The following is a 15,517-nucleotide window of genomic DNA, read 5'->3' on the forward strand; positions in this document are numbered from 1 at the left end:
CCGCAACCTCGTACAATGTTGTACGACAACGTATTACACAAGCCAGCGGAGACCAATATGCGCGAGAACCGGATCCGGAAGATGTGGGCGGCAGGCCAGGCCGTGGTGAATGGCTGGCTGTCCATCCCCAGCGCCTTTGCCGCCGAGACCATGGCCCACCAGGGCTGGGACTCGCTCACCATCGACCTGCAGCACGGCGCGCTCGACTACGCCGATGCCCTGGCACTGCTGACCGCGATCTCGACCACGGACACCGTGCCGGTCGTGCGCGTGCCATGGAACGAGCCCGGCATCCTGATGAAGGTGCTCGACGCCGGCGCGTACGGCGTGATCTGCCCGATGGTCAATACCCGGGCCGACGCCGAGCGCCTGGTGGCCGCCACGCGCTACCCGCCGCTGGGCTCGCGCAGCTTCGGGCCGATCCGCGGGCTGCTGTACGGCGGCGCCGACTACGCGCAGCACGCCAACGACACCGTGGTGGTGCTGGCGATGATCGAGACCCGGCAAGGGCTGGAAAACCTGGACGAGATCCTGTCCGTCGACGGCCTCGACGGCGTCTATATCGGCCCGTCCGACCTGTCGCTCGCGCTTGGCTGCCGGCCGACCTTCGACGACGTCGACCCGCCGGTGGCACAGGCCATCGAGCACGTGGTTGCCCGTGCCAGGGCGCACGGGCGAGTCGCGGGCGTCCATAACGGCGCGCCGGCGGCGGCGCTGCGCCGCATCGGGCAAGGCTTCGGCTTCGTCACGGTCAGTTCCGATGCGCGGCTGATGGCCGCGGGGGCGCAGCAGGTCATGGCCGAGATGCGCGCCGGACAGCCACGGCAGGCCGCAGCACCGGCGCCCGACAGCGGAGGCTACTAGGCCGTCCGGATCCAAACAACACCGAACCGTACCGATCGCAAGGAGAGCAAAACGTGAAACTCGGATTCATTGGCCTTGGCATCATGGGCAGCCCCATGGCGCAGAACCTGATCGCCGGCGGGCATGAAGTCAGGCTGTCGAGCCGCAGCGGCGCGCCGCAGGCGCTGGTCGACCTGGGCGGCATCGCCTGCGCGTCGGCCCGCGAAGTGGCGCAGGGCGCCGACATCGTTTTCCTGATGGTGCCCGATACCCCGCACGTGGAAGCGGCGCTGTTCGGCGAAGACGGCGTGGCAGCCGGCCTGAGCGAGGGCAAGATCGTGGTCGACATGAGCTCGATCTCGCCGATCGCCACCAAGGGCTTCGCCAGCCGCATCAATGCGCTGGGCTGCCGGTACCTCGATGCGCCGGTGTCCGGCGGCGAGGTTGGCGCGCGCAACGCCACGCTCTCGATCATGGTCGGCGGCCCGGAAGACACGTTCGCGACCGTGCGCCCGCTGTTTGAACTGATGGGCAAGAACATCACGCTGGTCGGTGACAACGGCGCCGGCCAGACCGCCAAGGTTGCCAACCAGATCATCGTGGCGCTGAACATCGAGGCCGTGGCCGAGGCGCTGCTGTTCGCCGCCAAGGCCGGCGCCGACCCGGCGCGCGTGCGCGAGGCGCTGATGGGCGGCTTTGCCTCGTCCAGGGTGCTGGAGGTGCATGGCGAGCGCATGATCAAGCGCACCTTCGAGCCCGGCTTCCGCATCGGGCTGCACCAGAAAGACCTGAACCTCGCGCTGTCCAATGCGCGCGAGATGGGCCTGTCGCTGCCCAACACCGCGACCTGCCAGGAACTGTTCAACGCCTGCGCGAGCCACGGCGGCGCCGGCTGGGACCATTCCGCGCTGGTGCGCGCGCTGGAGCTGATGGCCAACCACGAGATCGGATCCTGACTATGACTGCAACCGCAACGTCCAGCCAGCCCGCCGACAGCATCGCCTGGATCCGGCTGTCTTCCAGCTACCTGCCGCTGGCCACGCCGATCAGCGACGCCAAGGTGCTGACCGGCCGGCAGAAGCCGATGACCGAGGTGGCGATCCTGTTCGCCGAGATCCGGACCGCCAACGGCCACGAGGGGCTGGGCTTCAGCTACAGCAAGCGCGCCGGCGGCCCCGGGCAGTTCGCGCACGCGGCGGAGATCGCGCCGGCGCTGATCGGCGAAGACCCGAGCGATATCGCGCGGCTGTGGGACAAGCTGTGCTGGGCGGGCGCGTCGGTCGGCCGCAGCGGCCTGTCGACGCAGGCCATCGGCGCCTTCGACGTGGCGCTGTGGGACCTCAAGGCGCGGCGCGCCGGCCTGTCGCTGGCCAAGCTGCTGGGCGCGCATCGCGATGCGGTGCGCTGCTACAACACCTCGGGCGGTTTCCTGCATACGCCGCTGGACCAGCTGATGGTCAATGCCGCGGCCTCGGTCGAGCGCGGCATCGGCGGCATCAAGCTGAAGGTGGGCCAGCCCGACGGCGCGCTCGACATCAAGCGCGTGGCCGCGGTGCGCGAGCACCTGGGCGACGCGGTGCCGGTCATGGTCGACGCCAACCAGCAATGGGACCGCCCGACCGCGCAGCGCATGTGCCGCACCTTTGAATCGTTCAACCTGGTGTGGATCGAAGAGCCGCTCGACGCCTACGACCACGAAGGCCACGCCGCGCTGGCGACGCAGTTCGACACCCCGATCGCCACTGGCGAAATGCTGACCAGCGCCGCCGAGCACTGGGACCTGATCCGCCACCGCGCCGCGGACTACCTGATGCCCGATGCGCCGCGGGTAGGGGGCATCACGCCCTTCCTCAAGGTGGCGGCGCTGGCCGAGCATGCAGGGTTGATGCTCGCGCCGCATTTTGCGATGGAACTGCACGTACACCTTGCCGCCGCGTATCCGCGCGAGCCGTGGGTCGAGCATTTCGACTGGCTCGAGCCGCTCTTCAACGAGCGCCTGCAGATCAGCAACGGCCGCATCCAGGTACCGACCGCGCCGGGGCTGGGCCTCAGCCTCAGCGAGCAGGCCAGGGCGTGGACGCGCCAGCAGGCGGAATTCGGCCAGCAACCGTAACCACGACCAGCCAGACACAAGACACACAGCAATACAGGAGACAACCCATGAAAAAGCTGATCGCATCCCTGCTGCTCGGCGCAGCCATGGCCACCGCGCACGCCGCCTGGCCGGAAAAACCCGTCACGCTGCTGGTGCCATTCCCCGCGGGCGGCTCCAGCGACAACGTCGCCCGCATCCTGGGGGCCAAGATGCAGTCGCAGTTCGGCGGCAGCTTCGTGGTCGACAACAAGCCGGGCGCGGCCGGCATGATCGGCGCCGCCATGGTCAAGCGCGCGCCGGCCGACGGCTACACGGTGTTCGTGTCGTCGCTGGGCCCGTTCGTGATCGGGCCGCACTTGACCAAGAATGCCGGATACGATCCGCTCAAGGATTTCGACTACATCAGCGTGGCGGTGCAGGCGCCCAATGTGCTGGCCGTTCCCGCCAGCTCGCCGCACAAGAGCCTGCAGGACGTGATTGCCTACGAGAAGGCCAATCCCAGCAAGATGACCTTTGCCTCGGCCGGCAACGGCACCAGCGACCACCTGACCGCCGAGCTGTTCTGGCAGCAGACCGGCACCACCGGCCTGCACGTGCCGTACAAGGGCGGCGCGCCGGCGCTGAACGACCTGCTGGGCGGGCAGGTCGATGCCACCTTCATGAACATCAACACCGCGATCCCGCATATCAAGGCGGGCAAGCTGCGCGCGCTGGCCATCACCAGCAGCAAGCGCTCGCCGATCCTGCCGGACGTGCCGACCATGGACGAGGCGGGCGTGAAGGGCGTGACGGTCTATTCATGGCAGGCCGTGGCGGCGCCGAAGGGGCTCGCCCCGGAGATCAAGGCCAAGCTGCATGCGGCCGTGGTCGCGGCGCTCAACGATCCCGCGGTCAAGCCCAAGCTGCTCGACCTGGGCTTCGAGATCGTCGCCAATACGCCGGAGCAGTTCGCGGCATTCCAGGCGTCGGAGTATGCGCGCTGGAAGAAGGTGATCGAGGTGGGCAAGATCACGGCCGACTGAGCGCAGGCTGTCAGACCCCTGGTTTGCTCCCCTCTCCCGCTTGCGGGAGAGGGGCAGGGGGTGAGGGCGGGCGCCTGGCAAGCACGATGCCGGTTCGCTCCGTGGATACTCCGGCCCTCACCCCCACCCCTCTCCCACTTCGCGGGAGAGGGGAGCCATGGCGAGGGGCGGCAGCAAGCGCCATCCCATTTGCCCATTTGCCCGTTTGCCCGTTTCCAATTCTCAGCGCTCAGCCCCGCGCCAGCCGCTTGAGCGCCGCGGGCTCCAGCAGTTCGATCTGCCGGTACTGGCGCCGGATCCACCCGGCGTCTTCCCATGACTGCAGGTACTTGGCCACCGTCTGGCGCGAGCGGTTGACCATGTCGCCCAGGTCTTCGGCGCTGATACGCACGACATGGTCGGTGCGGTCGGCCAGCTCCAGCAGCCGCGCCGCCATGCGCGCATCGACCGGCGCCTGCGCCGCGCTCTCGGCGTGGTCGAAGGCCACGCGCAGCCGCGCGCAGATCTGCTGCACGATCAGGTGCATTCCCTCGGGGTGCTGCGCCAGGATCCGGTCGAACGCGCGCCGGTCCAGCACCAGCAACTCGGTATTGCCGACCGCGAAGGCGTCATGCGTGCGCGGCTTGCCGTCGAGCAGCGAGATCTCGCCGAACCACCGGCCGCGCCCGATCACCGAATACACCGACTCGCGCCCGCCGCTGCTGACCCGGCTCATGCGCACGCGTCCCGACACCACCATGCAGAAGTAGGTCGGCGGATCGCCGCGCGCGAAGACCATCTCGCCATCGGCAAAGCGCAGCCGGCGTGCTGCGCCGGCCACGGCGTCGAGCACGCCGGGCGGCGCATTGCGCAGCCAGCCGCTGGCCAGCACGCCGCGCGGCAGCGCCCGCGCGGGTTCGATGCGCTTCACTTTGCTCGCCACCTGTCCTCTCATTGCCGTTCCGGTTGAGCCGAGATTGTCCAATACTTAACAGACTTTGGCACGGTGCGCCGCGACAATGCCTGCGTCCAGTCACACAACTCACCCCCGGGAGACCACGCAGATGGCGCAGATCCAGCTCGTCGATTCAGTAAGAGACCGCGTTTCCGACGCGGAATGGCAAATGCGCGTCGACCTTGCGGCGGCCTACCGGCTGGTGGCCCACTTCGGCTGGGACGACCTGATCTTCACGCATATCTCGGCGCGCGTGCCCGATGCGCCGGACCAGTTCCTGATCAATCCGTACGGCATGATGTTCGACGAGATCACCGCGTCGAGCCTGGTCAAGGTCGACCATGAGGGCCAGCCCGTGCTGGAGACGCCATACGACGTCAATCCGGCCGGCTTCATCATCCACAGCGCGGTGCACGAGGCACGTCCCCAGATCGGCTGCGTGATGCACACCCATACCTCGCACGGCGTCGCCGTCTCGGCGCAGCAGGCGGGCCTGCTGCCGATCTCGCAGCAATCGATGTTCGCGCTGACCGGGCTGGCCTACCACGACTATGAAGGCGTGGCGCTGCGCGAGGACGAGAAGGCGCGCCTGGTGGCCGACCTGGGCAGCTGCAAGCAGATGATCCTGCGCAACCACGGCCTGCTGACGTGCGGGCGCACCGTGTCCGACGCGTTCCTGACCATGTACACGCTGGAGTCGGCGTGCCGCATCCAGATCCTGGCGCAGAGCGGCGGCACGCCGCTGACCATGGTGCCGGAATCCGCCAGCGCCAACATGGGCCAGCAGGCGCGCCAGGCCACCAAGGGCAAGGGCTCCAACCTGGCCTGGCCGGGCCTGCTGCGCCGGCTCGATCGCATCAACCCCGACTATCGCAACTGAAACGCAACCGAGCCGCAACCAACCATGGCCATTCTTGTTCACCTGCCGTCGTTCATGGCGGTCCCCATCACGGCCTTGCTGCGCGAGCAAGCGCCGGATATCACCGTCTGGAACGGCCGCGAAGTCGCGGTGCCTGAAGAGGTCGAGGCCATCATCGCCTGGGGCCTGAAGCCGGGCGTGCTGCCGGCCTATCCGAAACTGCGGCTGGTCTGCGCCGCCACCGCCGGCGTTGACAAGCTGCTGGCCGCGCCCGACCTGCCGCAGGACATGCCGGTCACGCGCATTGTCGATCCCGGCCAGCAGACCGGCATCGCCCACTTCGTGCTGGCCATGGCGCTGCGCCATACCCGTGAACTGGGTGTGTATGCCGAGCAGCGGAGCCGCGGCGAATGGCAGCGCCATCGCGGGCGCGCGCTGTCGCGCTGCCGCGTGGGCGTGCTGGGACTCGGCGAGATCGGCAGCGAGGTGGCGCGCATGTTCGCGGCCATCGGCTTCCCGGTGGCGGGCTGGAGCCGCAGCCCCAAGCACCTTCCCGGCGTGGCGGACTTCACCGGCGACGTCGGGCTGAATGCCATGCTCGCGCAGACCGATATCCTGGTCTGCACGCTGCCGCTGACGCCGCAGACCAACGGCATGCTCGACCGCTCGACGCTGTCGCGGCTGCCGCAGGGCGCTTACCTTATCAACGTGGGGCGCGGCGAGCATGTGGTCGAAGCCGACCTGCTCGCGCTGATCGACGAAGGCCACCTTTCCGGCGCGGCGCTGGACGTGTTCGCCAAGGAGCCGCCGTCAGCCGACGACCCGGTCTGGACCCACCCGCGCATCGAAGCGACGCCGCATATCGCCGCCGATCCGTCGTACGAGCTGGTAGCGCAGCAGTGCATCGAAAACCTGCGCCGCGCGCGCGACGGGCGGCCGCTGCTGAACCAGGTAGACCGGCAGGCCGGCTACTGAGCGGCGCGCCAGCGTTGCATCAGAGCGGCGCGGGCTGCGGGGCCGCCGGCGCAGCGGCCGCGGCGGCTGGCTTGCTGCCGGCACCGCTGTAGGAGAAGTACTTTGCCTTGGCGTTGCGGGCCCAGTAGGCCACGGTGAAGTGCTTGCCGTCACGGCCGTACAGCAGTTCCAGGCTGCCATTGGCTGCGGCCCATTCCGCATAGCCGTTCTCCGCGGAGGCTTCGGTCTTGCGCAGCGAGGCGTAGCGCGCATCGAGCTTGCCGCGCACGTCTTCCAGCGCCGAACGGTCAAAGGTCATGGTGATCAGCGCCACCGTATCCTGCGCGTCGCAGTTCAGCGTCACGCGCGCGAGGCCAGGCAGGTGGAAGCGCTCCAGGTGCTTGAGTTCCACCGTATCGCCGCCGGCCCATTCGGACTTGCCGGTGCGGGCGTGGTTTTCCGCCGGGGCAAGCCGTGCGCATTTCGACTTGCCGAGCTCCAGGCCGAGCGGCGCCGCGGTGTTGGCGGCGGCAGCGGTGGTGGTGGTGGTGCCGGTGCTGGCGGTGGTGGTGGGGGGGGTGGCATTGGCGGCCGCGGGCGGTGCGGCATGCGCGGCAAAAGCTGCAAACGCGGCCAGCAGGGCGGCGCAGAGAGGGAGAGCCTTCTTCATCTTTGGGGTGCTGAACGGATTCACGGGTTCGGATCGATAGGTTAGCGCGGATTCTACGGCTTTTCCCGTGCGCACCGGGGGGACACAACACAACCTGACCCGACCGCAGTCGTCACGCAGCTTCCTACCGCCGTTGCGCCAGCCAGATCCCCGCCCCGATCGCCGTCAGCCCGACCCCGTGGTACCACCGCGGCCAGTCGCCCAGCAGCAGCGTGGACAGCAGCGCCGCGAACACCGGTGTCAGGGTGATGAAGAACACCGGCAGCTGCGCGCCAGCGCGGGCAATGGCGCGGTCCCAGGCGAAGTAGGCCAGTAGCGAGGGAATCGTCGCGACGTAGAGCAGGATCGCGGCGACCTTGCCGTTCCATGGCAGCGGCTGGTCTTGCGCCATCAGTTCCCATGCCGTCACCGGCGCGCTCGCTAGCACGCCGGTGACGATCTGGGCGAACAACAGGACCGGCAGCGGTACGTCGGGACGCTGCTTGCGCAGCAGCCAGGTATAGGCGCTCCAGGCAATGGTTGCCGCCAGCATATAGAGGTCACCGGGCACGAGGTCGAGCTGGGCCAGCCGCGCGGGCTCGCCGCGCACCAGCACGAAGGATACGCCGACCAGGCACAGCAGCGCGCCGGCGACTTGCAGCGGCTTGACCTGCTCGCGGAAGCACAGTGCGCCAATCACGATCAGGAACAGCGGCGTGGACGCACCGATCAGCGTCACGTTGATCGGCGTCGACGTGGTCAGCGCCAGATACTGCAGGGCGTTATAGCTGCCGATGGACAGCACGCCCATGGCCATGATGACGCCGGCGTGCCGGCGCAGCGCCGCACGATGTTCCAGCACGCCGCGCCAGGCAAATGGCGCGAGCAGCAGGCCAGCCAGCACCCAGCGCACGGCGTTCAGCGTGATCGGCGGAATCGTGCCGGCGGCGATGCGCCCGACGATGGCGTTGCCGGCCCAGCTCAGCGGCGGGAAGGTCAGCAGGAACAGGGTGGTCCAGTCGATGCGACCGGAGCCGGCGCGGGTTGCTTCCATGGCGAAGGCGGTGTTGGCGAATCGCGCATTATCCGCCAACACCGGCATGGTACGCAGCGGCGGGACCGCAAATCAGGCGTTGGTCTTGCGTCCCACGCTGCGGATCAGCTGCGTGACCCGCGTCATGTACTGGTCGAATGCCTGGTTCGCCTGGGCCTGGCTGTCGATGGGTCTGGCGACGGTGCGTCCTTCCGCCTCAAGCTTGCCCAGGATATCCGGCCTGGCCAGCGCTTCGCCGATCGCCTTGCGCAGGACCGTGACCCGTTCCGCGGGCGTGCCTGCCTTGACAAAGTAGCCGCCGCCGATGGTGTATTCGAAGTCGGGAATCTGCTTGCTTTGCGAGATCAGCGGGATATGCTTCAGCGCCGGCGGCAGTGCCCGGGAAAAGCTGGTCAGGATGCGCAGCCGGCCCTGCTGCTGCATGGCGTCGAAGCTCGACTGGTAGGGCAGGATGGCGAAGTCGACTTCGCCGCCGGCCAGGCCCTGCAGTGCCGGTGCGCCGCCCTTGTACGGCACGTGCAGCAGCGGTGCGCCGAGCCTTGCGGCCAGCGCGTCGCCCATCAGGTGATAGATCGAGTCGATGCCGACGGTCGCGTAAGTCTGCGGCTTGGCCTTGCTCTGCTTTGCCAGGTCGAGGAATTTGTCCAGGCTGTCGGCGGCCAGGCCGTTTCTGACCATCAGCACGATATTGGCATCGCTGATCGGCGCGGCCAGCATGAAGTCCTGCGGCTTGTAGCGCGCGGCCGGGTTCAGCAGCGGGGCCAGGAATACTTCATTGATCGAGCCGTGGAAGAAAGTGTAGCCATCGGCAGGCGCCGCCAGTACCTTGTTGGCGCCGATCAGCCCGGTGCCGCCGCCGTAGTTTTCGACCACGACCTGCTGCCTGACGCTCTTGGCGATCGATTCGCCGAAGATCCGGGCCGAGGTATCGCTGGCCCCGCCGGCCGGATACGGCACCACCAGCGCCAGGGGCCGGGCGGGGAAGTTTTCAGCGGCAAGCGCGGGTAATGAGCCCAGTGCGCCCAGTGCCGAGCTGCCGGCGGCACAGCCGGCCAGTTGCAGGAAGCTGCGGCGGTTCAGTGAATACATGAAGACTCCCGAAAAAAGCGATGCTCAAACCAGGTAGCTCTGCGCCAGGTGTGCCCAGAATGCGGCGCCCACGGGCAAGGCCTTGTCATTGAAGTCGTACAGGGGGTTGTGGACCATGCAGCCGCCGTCCTCGCCCAGGCCGTTGCCGAGCCGGATATAGGCACCGGGCCGCTGTTCCAGCATGTAGGCGAAGTCTTCGCTGCCCATGACCGGCGGGCGCTCGACCACATTGTCGGCGCCCACCAGCCGGATGGCTGCCTCGCGCGCGTATTCGGTCTGCGCGGCATGATTGACCAGCACCGGGTACTTGCGCTCATAGACCACCTCGGACTGGAGCTGGTAGCTCTGCGCCTGCGCCGCGACAAATTCGCGGATGCGCGTTTCCACCAGCGTGCGCACCTTCGGGTCGAGCGTGCGCACGCCGATCTTGATGGTCGCGTTTTCCGGCACGACGTTGTAGGTGCTGCCGGCCTGGATCGAGCCCACGGTGATGACGGCGGACTTCAGCGCATCGATCTCACGGCTGACAATCGACTGCAGGCCCAGCACGATGCTGGCCGCGCATTGCATCGGATCGATGCCGTGGTGCGGCATGGCGCCATGCGCGCCGCGGCCGCGCAGCGTGACCGTGGCGCGGTCGAACGATGCCATTGCCGGCCCGGCGATTACGCCGATCTGGCCGACCGGCATTCCTGGCGAGTTATGCAGCGCGTAGACCTCGTCACATGGAAAGCGCTCGAACAGGCCGTCTTCCAGCATGCGCAGCGCGCCGCCTTCGTTCTCCTCGGCTGGCTGGAAGATCAGGTTCAGCGTGCCATTGAATTCGACCGACTCGGCCAGGTATTTCGCCGCGCACAGCAGGATCGCCGTGTGCCCGTCATGGCCGCAGGCGTGCATCTTGCCGGCAATGGTGCTGGCGTAGGCCAGGCCGGTCTGCTCCTGGATCGGCAGCGCGTCCATGTCGGCGCGGATGCCGATCGCCCTGGTGCCGTTGCCCTTGCGCAGGGTGCCGACCACGCCGGTCGTGCCCAGGCCGCGATGCACCGCGAAGCCCCACGCCGCCAGTTGTTCTGCGACCAGGTCGCTGGTGCGACGCTCCTCAAAGGCGAGTTCGGGATGGGCGTGGATCTGGTGGCGGATCCGGACAAACTCGGGCGCGATGGCCTGGACGGCCTGCTGCAGGCTGGCGGTGGGGGACTGGGTCATGGTTGTCGGCGTACGTGGTCTTCCGGCCTATTCTCTACGCCCTTGGTCGCGGCATCCATGACAATGTTGAGGCAAAAACGTTGTATAAATAGCAACAATCAAAAAAGGGGGCCCGGCATGATCGGGGCGTGACCAGGCGAAGAAGGAGCAAAGACATGGATGACGTGCTGGACCGCAAGCGGGCGATGTGCCTGCTGCAGATCATCGAAACCGGCACGGTGCGCGGCGCCGCCGAGGTACTGGAGCTGGACCCCTCGGTGGTAAGCCGAGCGGTGGCCAAGCTGGAGCAGGACACCGGCCTGACGCTGCTGGAACGGCGCGGGCGCGGCGTGGTCGCCACCGACGCGGGGCGCCTGCTCGCCCTTTTCGCGCGGCGCCAGCAGGATCTCAACGACACCTTCCTGGCCGAGGTCAACAACCTGAAGAATGCCCAGCGCGGCCATGTCGAACTGGTCTTCGGCGAGGGCTTCGTCGACCTCGTGCTCGAGCCGGTGCTGCAAGGCTTCCTGAGCAAGCACCCGGACGTCACCTGCAGCATCCAGGTGGCAGGCACCGACGAGACCGTGCGCCATATCCTGGAAGACCTGGCGCATATCGGCTTCGCCTTCCAGCCGCCCGATGACGTGCGCCTGCGCTCGCACTATTCGCGGCTGTCGCCGATCCGCGTGCATGTGCGCAAGGACCATCCGCTCGCGCGGCGCCGGCGCGCGCTGACGCTGGCGGACCTGGCCTCGCACCAGGGAGCGGCCCTGGCGGAATCGTTCGGCGTGCGCAAGCACGTGCAGGCGGCGGAGCTGGACGAGCACATCACGCTAAAGGCGATGCTGGTGACCAACTCATTCAAGGTGCTGTGGGAGTTTGCCGCGATGGGGCTGGGTTACATCCTGACGCCGCGCTCGGTGCCGCTGAAGGGCGCGCAGTTCAGGGAACTGGTGTCGCTGCCGCTGGCCAATCCGATCCTGAACAACAGCCGCATCCACATCCTCACGCGGGCGGGCAGGCACCTTTCGCCGGTGGCCGGCAGCATGCTGCGGCACGTAATGAAGGCGTTCCCGCAGATCTGATGGGCGGGGCAGGCATCGTTGCAACAGATGCAACGGATACCTGCTTTCTTGTCACGTCCGGGCGCCGGCGAATCCGCGGTGCCGACGCTGGCACCGGCGCTGGCCGACGCCCTGCTCGCCGCCACGGGCGAATGCATTCGCGCACTGCCGCTGGCGCGGCACGTCTGCGCGCCGGGGGAGCGGCGGCACGCCGCGCCCTCACGCGTGCGCGCCGTCCAGGTAGGGATCGATCGCGCGCGCCGGATCGGCGGAAGGGCCGGTGCGGTCCAGGCCGGCAATGGTGCGTGCGCCGTCGCTGTACGGATCGACGTTGCGAGCCCCATCGGCAAACGGGCTGCGTGCGTCCTGCACACCGCGTGCGCCATCGGTGAACGGGCTGCGGGCGTCCTGCACGCTGCGCGCGCCATCGGCGAACGGGCTGCGTGCATCCTGGACGGCGCGGGCGCCATCGGTGAACGGGTCGCGCGCGCTCGGTGCGGCTTGTGCGCCGGCGGCGGCAGCGGCCAGGGCGATGGCGAAGACGATGCGTTGGGTGAATTGGGTAGCCATGATCGGTTTCCTTCAGGTCAGTGGATCTGCGTCGGGTTTGCGTATCTGCGGGGCCGGGGCTTCGTTTTGCCGCTGGCCACGAGAAGCATTTAAGGAGACCGGTGTATCTGCCCTGTAGCGGATTCCGGACGATTCTGTCAGGACTCGTATCGATGCCGGTCGCGGATACAAAGCGGTACAAACGCGTGCCAGGAATGCCGTTGGCGAGCGGCAATCTGCCGTGTCCGCGCCGTACCGGGCGGCGCGCCTGTCACACGAAAGGGCGGGCTGAAGTGCGCTGCGCGCGCCTTCGAATGCATGGCAGTCCAGGGATTCAGTGCGGACCGGCGGCACGTCGCGCGCAATCCCACGATCCGGGGCACAATGGCGTGGCATCAAAGCCCATAATGCCACCTTTACTGCCACGCAAGGACGCCGACCATGCATCACGTAGCCCTCGCCTTGTACCCAGGCTTCCAGGCGATGAACCTGGCGGTCACAACGGTGCTGGAGTTCGCCAACCGGTCCCTTGGCACGCCGCTGTACCAGGTCCATCTGCTCTCCGAGCAGGGCGGACCGGTGATGTGTTCCGGGGGCTTCGCCGTCAGCACCGAGCCATTCGGCAGGCGCCGCTTCGATACCGTGCTGGTGGTCGGCAACAACGACATCACGCCCACCCCGCCGGCGCTGGTCGGGTTCCTGCAACGTGCGGCGCGCACCTCGCGGCGCATCGGGGCCACCTGCACCGGTGCCTTCAACCTGGCGGAGGCTGGGTTGCTGGATGGCCGCCGCGCCACCACGCACTGGTACTACGCGGAGCAGCTGCGGCGGCGCTTTCCCAACGTGGGCGTGGAAGAGGACCGTATCTTCATCATCGACGGCCCGGTGTGGACGTCGGCCGGCATGTCCGCCTGCATCGACCTGGCGCTGGCGCTGGTGGAGAAAGACGCCGGCGGCGCGGTCGCGCGCGACGTGGCGAAAAAGCTGGTCGTGTACCACCGTCGTGCCGGCGGGCAATCGCAATTCTCGGCATTGCTCGACCTGGAGCCACGCTCCGACCGCATCCGTGCCGCGCTGGACTTTGCCCGGCAGAATCTGCAAGCCGAGCTTTCCGTGGAGCAGCTGGCAGAGGCGGCGCATCTGAGCCCGCGGCAGTTCGCGCGCGCATTCCGGGACGAAACCGGCCAGACGCCGGCGAAGGCTGTCGAGCACCTGCGCGTCGAAGCAGCGAGGCTCATGATGGAGAGCGGGCGCCACGCCATCGACGTGGTGGCGCGGGATACCGGGTTCGGCGACCGCGAGCGCATGCGGCGCGCGTTCCTGCGGGCCTTTGGACAACCGCCGCAGTCGATCCGGCGCCTGGCGCGCGGCGTCGAACCGCAGGCGGCTTAGCGGGCGTCATGAGCCTGCCAGGCATCCGCTACGCTGGTTGCAACGTATTTGTAATAACCACCTAACGCAATTGCACTGGCCCCTGTCGGGCTCGCGCCGCGTCCGTCACGCCGGCGCCGCATACTGCCCGCGCAACTTTAAAAAGTGCGTGCGGATCTACGGCACGTTTGTTGCTGGACAAGGGCAGGTGAGCCATCCGGCCCGTCACCTATCCACGTCCCCACGGACATCACCAAGGAGCCGCCATGAATATCGTCTGGCTAGTTGGCGCAGTTGTCATCATCCTCGCGGTGCTCAGCTTCTTCGGCCTGCGCTGATCGATGGCTGGCAATCGCCTGGCGCTGCCGCGGTTCGTCACCGCTTTCGCGGCGCCGACTTACTCGTTTTTATTTTTCTTCCTTCGTACTGAGGGGCGCGTACCGGGCGCGCCCTTACAGTTCCGGCGTGCCCAGCGCCCGGCTGATGCGCAGTGCCGCCAGCGTGCTGATCACGCCAGACAGCAGGTAGAGGCTGACCGCCACCAGCCCGAACAGCGACGACAGCCCCAGCGCCACCAGCGGCGCAAATGCGGCGCCGAACAACCAGCCGAAATCCGTGGTCAGCGCCGCCCCGGTGTAGCGGAAGCGGGGTTCGAAGTTGGAGGTCACTACGCCCGCCGCCTGCCCGTACGACAGTCCCAGCAGGCCGAATCCGACCAGGATGAAAATATTCTGGCCGGTGGCGCTGCCGCCCAGCAGCCACGGCGTGACCAGGCTGAAGACACCGATCAGCACTGCCATCGTCGCCAGCGTCGTGCGGCGCCCGATGCGGTCCGCCAGCCAGCCCGAGATCAGCGTGCCGATAAACGCGATAAAGCCACCAGCGATCTGCACAGCCAGCACCTCGGAAATGGTCTGCGCCTGGTGCAGCACCGCCCACGACAGCGGAAACACCGTGACCAGGTGGAACAGCGCGTAGCTGGCCAGGGCCGCGAACGCGCCCAGGAAGATGTTGAAGCCCTGCGCATTGACCATCTGCAGCGTGCTGATCGGCTCCAGTTCGTCTTCTTCGAGCAGCTGCGTGTATTCGTGCGTGACCACCAGCCGCAGCCGCGCGAACAGCGCCACCACGTTGATGGCGAAGGCCACGTAGAACGGATAGCGCCAGCCCCATTCGATGAATTCCTGCGGCGTCAGGCTGGTATGCAGGAACAGGAACAGCGACCCGGCGATGATAAAGCCGGAGGGTGCGCCAAGCTGGCCGACCATTGCATACCAGCCACGCTTGTCTTCCGGCGCGTTCAGCGCCAGCAGCGAGGGCAGGCCGTCCCAAGAACCGCCGAAGGCGATGCCCTGCAGGAAGCGGAACAGGGCCAGCAGGTAGATCGACGCGGCCCCGATCGACGCGTACGACGGCAGGAACGCAATCCCCACCGTGGCGGTGCCAAGCAGGAACAGCGACGCTGTCAGCTTGATGCCGCGGCCCCAGCGTCGCTGGATGCGCATGAACAGCGCCGTGCCGAACGGCCGTCCGATGAACGCGAAGGAAAAGATCGTGAAGCTGTACAGCAGCCCGGCCAGCTCGCTCGCGAACGGAAAGTAGACCGCCGGGAAGACAAGCACGGAAGCGATGCCGTAGACGAAAAAATCGAAGTACTCCGACGCCCGCCCGATCACCACGCCTGTGGCGATTTCGGCAGGTGCCACCTCATGGTGGCCTGGGGCCGGAGGTGCGGTCGGCGACGCTCGGTGCTGGTGGGACAGGCTGGCCATCGTCAGTCTCCTCTCGAAGGGGAGTGCTTCGATACTGCACTTAATCTCGCACAGTCACAAGAATAGCGCCTAAACTG

14 protein-coding genes and 1 pseudogene are annotated in these 15,517 nt (G+C 67.5%); 8 read left to right on the forward strand and 7 right to left on the reverse strand.

Features of this window, described 5'->3' with window-relative positions:
- Window positions 1-57: 57 nt before the first annotated feature.
- From VSR71_RS15175 to VSR71_RS15190, 4 genes and pseudogenes are all read left to right on the forward strand, one after another.
- Window positions 58-864 (forward strand): HpcH/HpaI aldolase family protein, encoded by an 807-nt coding sequence (locus VSR71_RS15175; RefSeq protein ID WP_342914678.1) that lies wholly within the window; start codon window positions 58-60, stop codon window positions 862-864.
- Window positions 865-896: 32 nt separating this feature from the next.
- Window positions 897-1,799, forward strand: a pseudogene (gene glxR / locus VSR71_RS15180) (2-hydroxy-3-oxopropionate reductase); the annotation flags it as partial.
- Between the two features lie 2 nt (window positions 1,800-1,801).
- Window positions 1,802-2,956, forward strand: coding sequence for an L-talarate/galactarate dehydratase (locus VSR71_RS15185; protein WP_342914679.1), 1,155 nt, complete (start codon window positions 1,802-1,804; stop codon window positions 2,954-2,956).
- 47 nt (window positions 2,957-3,003) lie between these two features.
- Window positions 3,004-3,960 carry a tripartite tricarboxylate transporter substrate binding protein gene (locus VSR71_RS15190; RefSeq protein WP_342914680.1) on the forward strand — a complete coding sequence of 319 codons (957 nt, stop codon included), beginning with the start codon at window positions 3,004-3,006 and terminating at the stop codon, window positions 3,958-3,960.
- A 229-nt stretch (window positions 3,961-4,189) separates the two neighbouring features.
- Here the strand turns inward: VSR71_RS15190 and VSR71_RS15195 are convergent, their stop codons facing one another.
- Window positions 4,190-4,870 (reverse strand): Crp/Fnr family transcriptional regulator, encoded by a 681-nt coding sequence (locus tag VSR71_RS15195; protein ID WP_342914681.1) that lies wholly within the window; start codon window positions 4,868-4,870, stop codon window positions 4,190-4,192.
- Between the two features lie 133 nt (window positions 4,871-5,003).
- Here VSR71_RS15195 and VSR71_RS15200 point away from each other — a divergent pair, with 133 nt between their 5' ends.
- Together VSR71_RS15200 and VSR71_RS15205 are read left to right on the forward strand one after the other, a co-directional pair.
- Window positions 5,004-5,774, forward strand: a complete 771-nt coding sequence (locus tag VSR71_RS15200; protein WP_342914682.1) for a class II aldolase/adducin family protein — start codon at window positions 5,004-5,006, stop codon at window positions 5,772-5,774.
- Window positions 5,775-5,798: 24 nt separating this feature from the next.
- On the forward strand, window positions 5,799-6,728 hold the full coding sequence (locus VSR71_RS15205; protein ID WP_342914683.1) for a glyoxylate/hydroxypyruvate reductase A: 930 nt from the start codon (window positions 5,799-5,801) through the stop codon (window positions 6,726-6,728).
- 19 nt (window positions 6,729-6,747) lie between these two features.
- On the opposite strand, the gene VSR71_RS15210 is transcribed toward VSR71_RS15205, so the two are convergent.
- The 4 genes from VSR71_RS15210 to VSR71_RS15225 all read right to left on the reverse strand — a co-directional run bounded on the left by VSR71_RS15210 (window position 6,748) and on the right by VSR71_RS15225 (window position 10,705).
- Window positions 6,748-7,377: a hypothetical protein gene (locus VSR71_RS15210; RefSeq protein WP_342914684.1), complete on the reverse strand. Its 630-nt coding sequence runs from the start codon at window positions 7,375-7,377 to the stop codon at window positions 6,748-6,750.
- A gap of 124 nt (window positions 7,378-7,501) precedes the next feature.
- On the reverse strand, window positions 7,502-8,410 hold the full coding sequence (locus VSR71_RS15215; protein WP_342914685.1) for a DMT family transporter: 909 nt from the start codon (window positions 8,408-8,410) through the stop codon (window positions 7,502-7,504).
- 72 nt (window positions 8,411-8,482) lie between these two features.
- Window positions 8,483-9,499, reverse strand: coding sequence for a tripartite tricarboxylate transporter substrate binding protein (locus VSR71_RS15220; RefSeq protein WP_342914686.1), 1,017 nt, complete (start codon window positions 9,497-9,499; stop codon window positions 8,483-8,485).
- A 24-nt stretch (window positions 9,500-9,523) separates the two neighbouring features.
- Entirely contained in the window at window positions 9,524-10,705 is a 1,182-nt protein-coding gene (locus tag VSR71_RS15225; RefSeq protein WP_342914687.1) for a M20 aminoacylase family protein, read from the reverse strand.
- A 155-nt stretch (window positions 10,706-10,860) separates the two neighbouring features.
- Between VSR71_RS15225 and VSR71_RS15230 the strand changes: the two genes are divergently transcribed.
- The gene (locus tag VSR71_RS15230; RefSeq protein WP_342914688.1) at window positions 10,861-11,769 is read left to right on the forward strand and encodes a LysR family transcriptional regulator; all 909 of its coding nucleotides are present in this window, start codon (window positions 10,861-10,863) and stop codon (window positions 11,767-11,769) included.
- 198 nt (window positions 11,770-11,967) lie between these two features.
- Here the strand turns inward: VSR71_RS15230 and VSR71_RS15235 are convergent, their stop codons facing one another.
- Window positions 11,968-12,318, reverse strand: coding sequence for a hydroxyquinol 1,2-dioxygenase (locus VSR71_RS15235; protein WP_342914689.1), 351 nt, complete (start codon window positions 12,316-12,318; stop codon window positions 11,968-11,970).
- Between the two features lie 420 nt (window positions 12,319-12,738).
- Here VSR71_RS15235 and VSR71_RS15240 point away from each other — a divergent pair, with 420 nt between their 5' ends.
- Window positions 12,739-13,689 carry a GlxA family transcriptional regulator gene (locus tag VSR71_RS15240; protein ID WP_342914690.1) on the forward strand — a complete coding sequence of 317 codons (951 nt, stop codon included), beginning with the start codon at window positions 12,739-12,741 and terminating at the stop codon, window positions 13,687-13,689.
- Window positions 13,690-14,120: 431 nt separating this feature from the next.
- Here VSR71_RS15240 and VSR71_RS15245 read toward each other — a convergent pair whose 3' ends face one another.
- Window positions 14,121-15,440, reverse strand: a complete 1,320-nt coding sequence (locus VSR71_RS15245; RefSeq protein ID WP_342914691.1) for an MFS transporter — start codon at window positions 15,438-15,440, stop codon at window positions 14,121-14,123.
- Between the last annotated feature and the right edge of the window lie 77 nt (window positions 15,441-15,517).

The sequence above is a fragment of the Cupriavidus oxalaticus genome, from assembly GCF_038900635.1.
Taxonomy (GTDB): domain Bacteria; phylum Pseudomonadota; class Gammaproteobacteria; order Burkholderiales; family Burkholderiaceae; genus Cupriavidus; species Cupriavidus oxalaticus_B.